The following is an 11237-nucleotide window of genomic DNA, read 5'->3' as shown; positions in this document are numbered from 1 at the left end:
CACGAAAGAGCCTCCATGACACAGCACAACCATCCGGTCAGGGTGGCGATCGTCGGCGCCGGAAACATCGCCGAGACCAGCCACATGCCCGCCATCCAGGCCCAGGACGGGCAAGCCGTGGCCGTGGCCGTCGTCGACGTCGACCACGAACGCGCCACCGCGTTCGCCGCCCGCTGGGGCATCCCCGCCGTCCACGACGACCTCCAGCAGATGCTGGCGGCCGTGCGCCCCGACCTCGTCATCGTGTGCACGCCGCCCGTGGCCCACCGCGAGGCCATCGTCACCTGCCTCGACGCCGGCGTGTGGGTGTGGTGCGAGAAGCCGCCCACCCTGTCGGTCGCCGAGTACGACGCCATCAGCGCCCACGAACGCGAGGGCGGCCCCTATGTGTCGTACGTCTTCCAGCACCGCTTCGGCTCCTCGGCCCGGGCCCTACGGGAACACATACGCACCGGAGCCCTCGGCGCGCCCCTCGTCGGCATCTGCCACACCCTGTGGTACCGCGACGCGGCCTACTTCGACGTCCCCTGGCGCGGGAAGTGGCAGACCGAGGGCGGCGGTCCCACCATGGGCCACGGCATCCACCAGATGGACCTCATGCTGGCGCTGATGGGGGAGTGGACCGAAGTCCGCGCAGCCATGGGCACCTTGGCACGCGACGTGGAGACCGAGGACGTCTCCATGGCCATGGTCCGCTTCGCCTCCGGCGCCATGGTCTCCATGGTCAACAGCTTGCTCTCCCCACGCGAGACCAGCTACCTGCGCTTCGACTTCCCCGAGGCGACCGTCGAACTGACCCACCTCTACGGCTACGACAACAGCCATTGGCAGTGGACCCCGGCCCCGCACCGGGCCGGCGACACCGCAACCGACCTGGGGGCGCCGCTCGACAACGACGCCAGCTCGCACACCGCCCAGTTGCGCGTGCTGCTGCAGGCCCTGCGCGAGGGCCGGCGCCCGGAGGCCAGCGGTGACGACGGACGCCGCGTACTGGCCTTCGTCGCCGCCCTGTACGAGTCGGCGATCACCGGACGCACCGTCACCCCCGACATGCTCACCCGCGACAACCCCTTCTACTACACCATGAACGGCGACGCCGACATCGCCACCGGCGAGCGCACGAACAAGGAGCAGATCGGTGTCTGACACGACCTTCCAGATCCACCACGACGACGCCGCCACCGAACTGGTCGTCACCGTCGCCGGCACGGACATCGCCACGTACGTCTACCGGCCCGACACCCCGATCCAGGAATCCCCCAAGCCCTACCTGTACCCGATCAAGACCCTGTCCGGCGCTCCGCTCGGCGTCTACCGGCCCTGGGACCACCGCTGGCACAAGGGTCTGCAGATGACCTGGTCGCATCTGTCCGGTGACAACTTCTGGGGCGGTCCCACCTTCACCCAGGGCGCACCCGGCCACGGCTACGTCTGGCGTGACAACCACGGCCGGCAACAGCACCGCGGCTTCGACACACAGACCACCGACGGCACCGAGGTCTCGGTCGCGGAGGTCCTGGACTGGATCGCCTCGAACGGGGAGGCATGGATCGACGAAACCCGCACCCTGCGCTTCCACAGCGCCGACACCGCCCAGGGCACCTGGGCCCTGGACTTCACCACCGACCTGACCAACGTGCACGGTGAACCGCTACAGCTGGGCAGCCCCACCACCCACGGACGCGAAAACGCCGGCTACACCGGCCTCTTCTGGCGAGGACCCCGGTCCTGGACCGGTGGAGACGTCATCGCCGCCGACGGGCACGAGGGAGAGGCCCTCATGGGCGCCGAGGCAGCCTGGGCCGCCGTCGCCAGTGAACACGACGATATCGACGGAGGCGCCACCGTCCTCGCCTACGCCGGTACCTCCACAGCCCCCGTGCCCGTCAAGTGGTTCGCCCGCAGCAGCGCTTTCGCGTGCCTGAACCCCTCTCCGGCCTTCGACACCGAGATCACGCTGGAGCCGGGCGAGACGCTGCACCTGCGCCACCGTTTCGTGTTCATCGACCACAAACTGGACCGTGAACAACTGGAGCCCATCGCCGAGAGGTTCATGTGGTGACCGGCCCCCACCCCGACTTCCCCGGCTCGGTGGGACTGAGCCGGCTGAGCGTCTACCCGTGGCCCACCGAGGACGACGAGCACGGCGGGTCGCCGCACATGCATCTCACCTGCGCGGAATGCTATGTCGTCATCGGCGGACAGGGACGACTGGAAACCCTCAACCACACAGGGCAGCGGACCACGCCCCTGCGCCCGGGAGACGTGGTCTGGTTCAGCCCCGGCACCGTCCACCGCGCCATCAACGACGGTGACCTCCAGGTCGTCGTCGTCATGCAGAACAGCGGTCTGCCGGAGGCCGGCGACGCGGTGATGACCTTCCCGCCCGAGTACCTCACCCCCGAACGCTACCCGGGCACCGCCGCCGTCCTCGACGACCAGGGCAGACCCAGCCAGAAACGCGCCCGTGCCCGAAGGGACCTGGCGGTCGAAGGTTTCACCGAACTCACTCGTCAATGGCGGCGCGGTAACCGGACCGCCTTCGAGGACTTCTGCCGAGCGGCGGCCGAGATCGTCCGTCCACGACTGGCCGCCTGGGAGGAAACCGTGCACGAGGGCGCCCTGGCGGCCGCACAGACGGCTCTGCGGCACATCAGCGCGCTGGAAGGGGGTGACTGGAGCCATCTACTGGATGCCGAGGTCACGCGCATCGCGCGGCCCCCGGAGCAGTCGTTGGGCATGTGCGGCTTCCTCCGTGCCTACGACCCCGTCCGCCGAGCCGGTGGTTCCACCACGGAGCCTTGATGGCGGGCGGTACTCGGACGCGTTCGGAGGCTGGGGTGGGCACTGCTCAAGAAGCTTGGGATCGACCGGGCCTCGACGGTCGTCCCCCCATTACCTTCTTGGTGGCCCCGCAATGGGGCGCCCGGCCTCCGGAGTTGGCATGACTTTCTCCCCCTGTCCAACGTATGGCCTGGGGGGTGCCCCTATGCCTTTGGTCAAGGTGGATGGGTGCTGGTTCGGACGTCTGGAACGATGTGCCTGTGCATGCTGATGATCAGGTTGGCGAGGGTGTCTCTGCGGACCTCGCGGTGTTTCTCCGGAACGCTGCCGACGACCGTCCGGTGAAGATCGTTCCTTCCGTCTGCGGCGTCTGCGGCGGGCGCGTGTTCTTCGTGCTCGTTGACGATGTCGAGGGCGGAGTCGAGCGGGTGTGCGCTGGTTGCGGCGGCCGTGCGTTCATCGCGGATAGTGAGGAGTTGTGGGAGGACGCGGATCCTGGCGAGGCCGGCTGCCCGTGCGGGAGCGAGGCCCGCGCCTCGAACCGGGCTGAGAGGACGTACGCGGGCCGTCTGCCGTAGCCGGCGTCGTCTGTCTCGGCGGGACTGATCCAGCGCGCCTGCCAGTCGGCGTCGAGAAGACCCGTCTCGAACGCGTGCCACCGTGACCACGGCGAGTCGCCGTCGGTGCCGAGCGCCCGGACCCGCCAGGTCACCCGCCGCCCGCTGTCCAGCGCTGCCGACGGCCAGGGCACGAAGCGGTGCCCGCCGACGGCGGTGCTCACCACAGGCCGCGTCTTGCCGTCGACGCTGCACTCCACCTCGTATGCCACCGGGCGTGCCGCGTCCGACGGCGGCTTCCACGACAGCCGGGGCGTGGGCCCCGACACGGGGAAGTCGTTCCCGCCGCTGTCGATGTCCAGGTTGTACGGAGCGTTGTGCATGCTGTGCCTTCTCGGAACTCGGGGGAGTGGGACGCTTCTCGCGACGCCGGCCGTAAGGCGGCGCTACCGGACAGACTTGACCTTGAACTTGACGATGAGACCACCGGCCAGCGCCAGGACCGCGCCGACCAGGTAGAGCTGGGTGTAGTTCTTCTCGCCACCGCCGCTGACGCCGAGGGTGATGACGAGCGGGGCGATCAGCGGGGCGACGGCGCTGGGGATCTTCTGCGCGAAGGCGACGACCGCGAGGTAGCGGCACTGCGGGTGTCGATAATTCATCCGCCCAGGTGGAGCGCTTGATCCCGGATTTCCGGCCGCGCCTCCCTTCACCCTGTTGTCTCCATCTGCGCAGGGCATCGACGGCATCATGATCTTCGTGCTGCCGCGTCTTGCGTGTCTCGCCGTGAGCCACACCTTCGCGTTCCTGCGCCTGTTGCCGATGAGCGACAGAGAGAAGGACGTGGAGATCCTGGCGCTGCGGCACCAGCTGCTGGTCCTGCAGCGCCAGGTCGGCAAGCCCACGTTCACCGACACCGACCGCGCTGTCCTCGCCGGCCTGCTCCACCACCTCCCCTTGGACAAGCTGCGGCACCTCCTGCTGCTGGTCCGCCCGGACACGCTCCTGCGCCGGCATCGCGGCCTGCTCAAGCGGCGTCACGCTGCGGCCTGCGTGCCGAAGCGCCGCGGGCGCCCGCCGACCATCCGGTCGATCCGGGCCCTGGTCGTGCGTCTGGCGGGCGAGAATGACTCGTGGGGCTACCGGCGGATCCACGGCGAGCTCGTGGCGCTCGGCATCAAGGTCGCCGCCTCCACCGTCTGGGAGATCCTCCGCGAGCACGGCATCCCACCCGCGCCCGAACGGCAGAGCACCACCTGGGCCGACTTCCTGCGCAGCCAGGCAGAAGCGCTGCTCGCCTGCGATCTGTTCGAGGTCCGCACCCTGACCGGGGCGCGCCTGTACGTCTTCGCGGTGATCGAGCACGCCACGCGGCGGGTGCGGATCCTGGGCGCCGGCGCACACCCGACGGCGGAGTGGATCGTGCAGCTCGGGCGCAATCTCCTCATGGACCTCGAGGACGCAAGCAGCAGGGCCAGGTTCTTGATCCGCGACCGCGACTCGAAGTTCACGGCCGCTTTTGACGACCTGCTGACCGACGCCGGGCTGAACGTTGTCACCACCGGCATTCGGATACCGCGGATGAACTCCCCCATGGAGCGCTGGATACAGACGTGCCGACGTGAGTTGCCGGACCGCACCTTGACTGGGAACCAGAGCCACCTTCTGCACTCGCTCCGCGAGTTCGAGACCTTCTACACCTGCCATCGACCGCACCGAGCCCTGGGACAAGCCGCGCCGCTGCGCCCACTGCCTGCACCGATCAACGTGCCAGAGCAGATCGGGCATCTTGAGGTCCGCCGACGAGACCGGCTCGGCGGAACCCTGCACGAGTACCAACATGCCGCCTGAGCAGGCCGGATGATGTATCGGCACCCGCAATCAAGGTCGTCACCACCAGCAACCGCGTGCCCCGCATGAACTCGGTCATGGAACGGTGGGTGCAGACCCGCAGACACGAGCTCCTCGACCGCACCTTGATCTGGAACCAGGCCCACCTGCTCCACGCACTCGTCCAGTTCGAAGCCTTCTACAACCAGCACCGGCCCCACCGCACCCTGCACAGCGCGACACCCCTGCGGCCCGTCCCCGAACCGATCACCGACCCCGACCGACTGGACATCCATCGGCGTGACCGCCTCGGCGGCATCCTCCACGCATACACACACGCGGCCTGACCTGCCCGGACGTAATAATCAGCACCCGCACGCCACGTACATGGACTACATGCATCTGAACGCGGCCGCGCACACCTGGCCGGTGGACTGAGCGCGGCGAGCGGCCGGAGTCAGGAGGAGGGTGTGTACTCCACGGCGCTGTTGGCGTCCGGCCGGTTGCCGGGACCGGGTTTCCCGAGGAATCCCCAGGCGGTCCGGTGGATGTTCCGGTCCTTGTCGACCTGGACGCGGGCGGCCCACTCACCCAGCTCGATCGGCCCGGAACGGGAGAAGACGGGGTCGATGACCAGGACCCCGCTCGGGGTCGTCACCGAGGCCGCGACGTGGTGGTTCCACTGGTGATCCGCGTGCAGCCGGGCTCCCGCGGAGGTGGCCCAGTGCTTCGAGAGATGGTGGGCGGCGATCGCCGGGGCGTGCCGGGCGACGGCCAGGCAGACCGCGTGGGCCCGATCCTCGCAGCCGTCCTGGCCCACCTGCCCGCCGGTACTGCCGAAGGCGGGCACGAGCCGGGGCCACATCGCTTGGAGGGTCTCCGCGGTCGGCGGACCCGAGGACGGGAACTCCTCCGCGAGATAGGTGAGTTGCGCGTCGAGTCTGGCCAGGTACTTGGTCTTCGTCGCGCTGTCCGGTTTCTGGCCGACGAGCCGGATGGCCTCGCGCACGGTCTCCACCGACCGCAGGGGTATCAGGTTCCGCAGCAGTGAGAGAACCGCCACCTTGTCCTCGGCGACCCGCTTGATGTGCTCGGGAGCGGCTTGTTCGTCCATCCGCTCCAGCAGTTCGGTCACCCGGGCCTGGTCGTTGGCGATCTGCTGCATGACCTCCGCCGAGAACGGCTCCTCCCGCTCCTCCTCAGAGGAGGTCTCCGATTCCTCCGAGGAGTACTCCTCCTCAGAGGAGGACGACCTGTCCGCCCTTGCCTGCTTCGACGGCTCCCGGTCCTCCGGCGATCCGGACCTCTTGCGTTTGACGCCGGGGGCCTGCATACGCTGGATCACTGCGGTGACCGCCGCATTGCCCGCGGCGCCCCGCAGCGCCAGCACGTCCGAGGGGTGTTCGGGCTGAGCGTGACCCCGCCGCGCGGCCGGGTCCTCCGTCCGGTCCGGGACACGCTTCGGCGCGGGGGCCGTCCGCTGTGCGTGTGCCTCGTCACGAGCCGACCGGCGCATCAACCACTCACTTCCTCCGCTGTTCGGCGCGGTGACATCCCACCCACCCTTGCGGACGCGGGCGTGGCCTGTCGCCGTCCTCAGGGGCAGACCTTCGGGCACTTCACCCTGGCGCTCAGGCTCCCCGGCCACGCGGCCGCCCCGGGGATGGAGCGCGCGCCGGTGCTGTGGTTCCCGGAGCTGCCGGGCCGGCTCGCCGCCACCCGGGCCGACCTGGCCGGCTTCCTGTGCGTCGGCCCCGGCGACCTCGTGCTGGTCCGAACGCCAGCGCGGACGCCAGTGTGGTCTACGGGGCGCTCGAACGCCGCCACGGCGGAGAGATCGTCGTCATCGACCACGGTAACGGGGCCGTCACCATGGGAGCCGATCGGCCGGCACGCCGTTGGGGCGGCCGGGTGCGCACGGCGCGGGTGCCGCTCGGCGCCGACGAGAACGAGGCGTACGAGGCCGTCGTCGCCGAGGTGGGCAAGGCCACCGACCTCGTCGTGAGCGGATGGTGCGGGCCTCTTCCGTTGCGCCGAGCGGGCGGGTGAAAGGAAGTGGCCGGTTCAGCTCCAGGGTCACTGAGGTCTGGCTGCCCACGATCAGGTCGAGGACCCCGTCCTCGGAGAGGGTGATCAGGTGGCCTTCGGGGTAGCGCCGGTCGACCCGGACCGAGGCGACTGCGTCCGGCGGTACGGCGAGGTCGAAGAGGGCTCCGTAGCGGATCCGCAGAGAGCCGTCGGGGCGCACGACGTGCGGCCGGGTGACGCAGGCGGCGTGCAGGGCCAGCACGAGGACGACGCCGTACAGGTCGAGTACCAGGATCACCAGGTGGACCGCCGGCCAAGGGATGGGGAAGGCCAGGCCCACCGTCTCGATGACCAACACGAAGAGCAGCCCGTACATCATCGCGGTCTGGGGCCCGGTGTACGCGGCGGCGAGGTCGCCGGGGCGCACCCCGTGCGTGCCGCGCCGGACCCACCGCCCCAGGGAGGCGACGGCGCGCAGCTCGTGGAGGACCAGGCGGCGGACCGTCACCGGCACCGCCTCCCGTACTGCGGCCCGCCGCGCCGCCCTGCGGTCCGCGCCGCGGGCGCGCGCGGCGACGTACAGCGAGCGCAGCACCCAGGCCTCCAGCAGCACCGCGAGCACCAGCGCCTCGGCGCCCGCCAGGCAGACCGCCAGGGCAAGTTCCCCCGGCAGCACAGCAGCCACCGCGACCCGCGCCGCCCGTACGCCCCTGGATCCGCCGCTCATCCCCGGCCCCTCTCCATGAACGCGTCCATGAGTCGGCCCACGACTTCTGCCTGAGCGGGGGCGTACTCAGCGAGCAGTGCCTCCTTGAATCCGGCCATGACCACCCCGTCCTCGGGATCCCGGCGAACAGCTCGTCAGGGACGGCTGCCATCAGGTCAGCTGCCAGGGGTACCATCCGCGGATCGTCGGCGGGGGCTTCGGCGAGCGCGTCGAGGCGCTCATATAGTTCGACGACCGCAGGATCGGCGACCAGCGCTCCGAGCAGCGCGAAAATCTCTTGGCTACCGGTGCTGGTGGCGTCCATCAGCGTCAGGTACTCGCGGTCCTTACTGAGCCTGAAGGCGTGATGTCGCTCGATCAGCCTTCTGCGCGCTGAAGTTCTGGCAGGCTTGGAGGATGCCGGAGCAGCTGAGGAAGTGGTCTCTGACCAGCGGGATCGTGGTCAAGCACATGCACTACGGGCTCAGGGTGCAGGTCCCGTCCGGGGAGATTGGCGTGGTCGACCGCGTCGATATCGCCGACGGCTACATCGAACCCGCAGACTGGCCGACGGTCGGCTCTGTACTCACAGTTGTCGGCGGAGGCTACGCAGGCCGCCAACTTCGGCTCAGTACGCGCCCGGGCCACCTCGAAGAAGCCAGGAACCGTGCGGCGAGAGGCCAGCAGGCCGCGAGCGGGGCCAAAGGTGACTCCCCAAATTCTTGATTCACGTGCATCAAGATGAGAGTTCTGGGCCAGCCATGGTGGGTCCGGTGCCGGCGAGGCAGCCGTCAATGAGGTCCCACAGCCGGTTCGGCGCACTCGCGGTGAAGTCGCGCTGGACCAGGTCCGGGGCCAGGGTGGCCTTGGGGTCCCGGCATGTGAACCCCTTGCGGCGCGGGCTGACGCCTGCGATGTCGGCCTCGCGCATCAGGCGCTCGACCCGCTTGCGGCCCACGTGGACGCCCTCACGCTTGAGCACAGCATGCACGCGCGGCGAGCCGTAGATCCCGCCCGAATCTGCGTGGATCTCCCTGATCTGCTCGGTGAGTTCCGCGTCCCGGCGCACGCGTTCGCACGGCTCGCGCTCGGCACGGCGCCAGCGGTAGCACGTCGAGGAAGGGACGGACAGTTCCCGCAGGACGGGCTCGACCCCCAGGTGCGGGTGCTCGTCGAGGAGCGCCGTCACCTGGGCCGGGTCGGGTCGGTGAAAGTCGGCCCGGGGCGCGGTTCCGGCCTTTCGGCCGGCCCGTTTCCCCGGACCGCTTCCCGAACCCGGCGGGCACCTCTCAATGCACCGGGCTCTCCACAAGCCCCGAAATGGACCGTGTGTTGGACATCCTCATCCCGCGATGGGCCAGGGAGCCGGGATAATCGAACCTCGGTAACGGTAGCGGGTCGTGCCTACCTTCTCGGGATCGAACAGCTCCCTGTTCTCACTGGTGGGCCACCATCCACCGCCGCAATAGCGGTGGCGGAGATCCTTCCAGGTGGACCGGCGGTGTTTGCGCCGGATCCATCGCCAAACTGTCTGCCACGTGTAGTGGCTCAGATAGGAGAAGGTCGCGGAGGACACTCCTGGCCGGAAGTAAGCGCACCAGCCCCGCAACGCCATATTCAGTCGACGCAGCAGGTCATCCAACGGTTGGCTCACTTCGACCTCTCGTCACAGCGTCTTGACCTTCCGTTTCACGGCCTGGACAGCCTTCTTCGCGGGGTAGGTGTAGACGTAGTGCTGCCTGGTCCCTCTCTTGCGGTGGCGCTGGATGTGCCATCCGAGAAAGTCCCGGCCCTCATCGATATGGGTGATCAAGGTCTTCTCCGGTGACAGGCGCAGGCCCATCGTGGACAAGACCCCAGCGATTTCCTCACGCAGGACCTCGGCATCGGCTTTCGAGCCGAAGACCATCAGGCACCAGTCGTCCGCGTACCTAATAAGTCGGTAGTTGGGCAGACCATGGCGGTGCCGTCTGGCGCGGTCCACCTTCCCAGCAGTCGGGCCTCCCGGCGCCTGGGCGATGTACTCGTCCAGGACCGACAGCGCCACGTTGCTGAGCAGAGGCGAGAGAATCGACCCCTGTGGGGTTCCGGCGGTGGTTTCCCGCAGCAGGCGGTCCTCTCCGAGGATGCCCGACTTGAGGAAGGCCTTTACCAGTTCCAGGATGCGTCTGTCGCCGACTCGGTGCCGCAACCGGTCCATCAGGGCCGGATGCGAGATTTCATCGAAACAGGCCGTGATGTCTCCCTCGACGATCCACTCATAATTGCGTGGCCGCGAGGAGAGATAGCGCACCTCGGCTACCGCGTCATGGGCCCGGCGGTTCGGGCGGAACCCGTAGGAACACGGGAGGAAATCCGCCTCGAAAATTGGCTCCAGCACCAGTTTCAAGGATGCCTGGACCACTCGGTCGGTGACTGTCGCGATCCCCAGGCGGCGGAGCTTCCCACCGGCCTTCGGGATCATGCGTTCACGCACCGGTAGCGGGCGGAAACTACGGTCCTTCAACTGCAACCGCAGTCCGTCAAGGAAATCCCCGACTCCCTGCCCGGCCTCGACGGAACGCGCCGTGCGCCCGTCCACTCCAGCCGCGCGGGCACCCTTGTTACCCCTCACCCGATCCCAGGCCACCAGAAGGAAACCGGGATCGGCAACAAGGTTGTAGAGGTCGTCGAACCTGCGATGAGAATCATCACGAGCCCAACGGTGCAGCTTGGTCTGGATATTCAGTACCCGTCGCTCCGCCATAAATAAGGCGTGCTCCAGTTCGTCGGTATTCACCAGCGAAAACCTCCCGGCCTTCCAGCAACCTCAACTGCTGACTTGCTGGCCCGCTTCGCCCTGCGGCCGTCTCTCACGGCCTCCACGGCGGGTCGTCACGCCCGCGACTACTACGGGGCCTCCGCCCCATCTCACGGCCCTCAACCGGCAACGGACCTGCCCACCGCTGAACGGGCTGTCCAACAGGAGGGCGACCGCGGATGGTTCCCACGTTCACCATGTGATCGATCGGTCAGGGAGGTGCCCAGCTCTACTCCGGCAGCATCGCCACGCTTACGCCGCAGACCTTCGACGTGGCCTCCCCACCGTTACAGCTACACGGCTTCGGAGTTGGGATCACCGACTCCTTGAATCGGACGTCCCACGCACTGCACACCGGCCCATATCCACCAGATTTGACCCGGCTTCGCGTTTACGGAGCTTCCACCACTGGTTCGCTCTCGCTGCACCTTCTGACCTCGCTGAACGGGCCCGCACCGTCTGGTAGTTCCGGTACGTTCCGCCTTCGTCGGGGCCGCTTGCCACCCTCACCGGCGTTCCCCGGATCAGGCTG

At 68.5% G+C, this 11237-nt stretch carries 10 protein-coding genes and 2 pseudogenes; 6 read left to right on the top strand and 6 right to left on the bottom strand.

The annotated features are described in order from the left end of the window. Positions 1-15 precede the first annotated feature (15 nt). From OG568_RS54840 to OG568_RS54830, 3 genes are read left to right on the top strand one after another with little or no spacing between them, the layout of a single operon-like run. Complete coding sequence (locus tag OG568_RS54840) at positions 16-1146, top strand: Gfo/Idh/MocA family protein (protein WP_329537520.1); 1131 nt, start codon at positions 16-18, stop codon at positions 1144-1146. Continuing rightward, positions 1139-2062, top strand: coding sequence for a PmoA family protein (locus OG568_RS54835; protein ID WP_329537519.1), 924 nt, complete (start codon positions 1139-1141; stop codon positions 2060-2062). Before OG568_RS54840 ends, OG568_RS54835 begins: the two co-directional genes overlap by 8 nt. After that, the gene (locus OG568_RS54830) at positions 2059-2805 is read left to right on the top strand and encodes a cupin domain-containing protein (RefSeq protein ID WP_329537518.1); all 747 of its coding nucleotides are present in this window, start codon (positions 2059-2061) and stop codon (positions 2803-2805) included. Before OG568_RS54835 ends, OG568_RS54830 begins: the two co-directional genes overlap by 4 nt. A gap of 253 nt (positions 2806-3058) precedes the next feature. Here OG568_RS54830 and OG568_RS54825 read toward each other — a convergent pair whose 3' ends face one another. Then, complete coding sequence (locus tag OG568_RS54825) at positions 3059-3724, bottom strand: glycoside hydrolase family 78 protein (RefSeq protein ID WP_329537517.1); 666 nt, start codon at positions 3722-3724, stop codon at positions 3059-3061. 63 nt (positions 3725-3787) lie between these two features. Beyond that, complete coding sequence (locus OG568_RS54820; RefSeq protein ID WP_329537516.1) at positions 3788-4003, bottom strand: hypothetical protein; 216 nt, start codon at positions 4001-4003, stop codon at positions 3788-3790. A 97-nt stretch (positions 4004-4100) separates the two neighbouring features. Here OG568_RS54820 and OG568_RS54815 point away from each other — a divergent pair, with 97 nt between their 5' ends. Together OG568_RS54815 and OG568_RS54810 are read left to right on the top strand one after the other, a co-directional pair. Beyond that, a complete protein-coding gene (locus OG568_RS54815) occupies positions 4101-5192 on the top strand; it encodes an integrase core domain-containing protein (protein ID WP_329538288.1) in 1092 nt (363 codons plus the stop codon). Between the two features lie 29 nt (positions 5193-5221). Next, a pseudogene (locus OG568_RS54810) lies at positions 5222-5518 on the top strand (integrase core domain-containing protein); the annotation flags it as partial. A gap of 110 nt (positions 5519-5628) precedes the next feature. On the opposite strand, the gene OG568_RS54805 reads toward OG568_RS54810, so the two are convergent. Beyond that, positions 5629-6687, bottom strand: coding sequence for a protein-glutamine glutaminase family protein (locus OG568_RS54805; protein ID WP_329537515.1), 1059 nt, complete (start codon positions 6685-6687; stop codon positions 5629-5631). A gap of 351 nt (positions 6688-7038) precedes the next feature. Beyond that, positions 7039-7926 (bottom strand): hypothetical protein, encoded by an 888-nt coding sequence (locus OG568_RS54800; RefSeq protein WP_329537514.1) that lies wholly within the window; start codon positions 7924-7926, stop codon positions 7039-7041. Between the two features lie 396 nt (positions 7927-8322). On the opposite strand from OG568_RS54800, the gene OG568_RS54795 reads away from it, so the two are divergent. Beyond that, positions 8323-8631 (top strand): hypothetical protein, encoded by a 309-nt coding sequence (locus tag OG568_RS54795; RefSeq protein ID WP_329537513.1) that lies wholly within the window; start codon positions 8323-8325, stop codon positions 8629-8631. Positions 8632-8641: 10 nt separating this feature from the next. On the opposite strand, the gene OG568_RS54790 is transcribed toward OG568_RS54795, so the two are convergent. Then, positions 8642-9094, bottom strand: coding sequence for an IS3 family transposase (locus OG568_RS54790; RefSeq protein WP_329537512.1), 453 nt, complete (start codon positions 9092-9094; stop codon positions 8642-8644). Positions 9095-9247: 153 nt separating this feature from the next. Beyond that, positions 9248-10684, bottom strand: a pseudogene (gene ltrA / locus OG568_RS54785) (group II intron reverse transcriptase/maturase). Positions 10685-11237: the final 553 nt, after the last annotated feature.

Source organism: Streptomyces sp. NBC_01450, assembly GCF_036227505.1.
Taxonomy (GTDB): Bacteria; Actinomycetota; Actinomycetes; order Streptomycetales; family Streptomycetaceae; genus Streptomyces.
Note: the sequence above shows the minus strand (reverse complement) of the source record. Positions and strands in the feature narration are given on the sequence as shown.

Bases quoted from the DNA above. Each gene is read 5' to 3' on its own strand.
- OG568_RS54840 (WP_329537520.1), top strand. From the start codon at position 16: ATGACACAGCACAACCATCCGGTCAGGGTGGCGATCGTCGGCGCCGGA.
- OG568_RS54825 (WP_329537517.1), bottom strand. From the start codon at position 3,724: ATGCACAACGCTCCGTACAACCTGGACATCGACAGCGGCGGGAACGAC.
- OG568_RS54820 (WP_329537516.1), bottom strand. From the start codon at position 4,003: ATGAATTATCGACACCCGCAGTGCCGCTACCTCGCGGTCGTCGCCTTC.
- OG568_RS54805 (WP_329537515.1), bottom strand. From the start codon at position 6,687: ATGCGCCGGTCGGCTCGTGACGAGGCACACGCACAGCGGACGGCCCCC.
- OG568_RS54800 (WP_329537514.1), bottom strand. From the start codon at position 7,926: ATGAGCGGCGGATCCAGGGGCGTACGGGCGGCGCGGGTCGCGGTGGCT.
- OG568_RS54795 (WP_329537513.1), top strand. From the start codon at position 8,323: ATGCCGGAGCAGCTGAGGAAGTGGTCTCTGACCAGCGGGATCGTGGTC.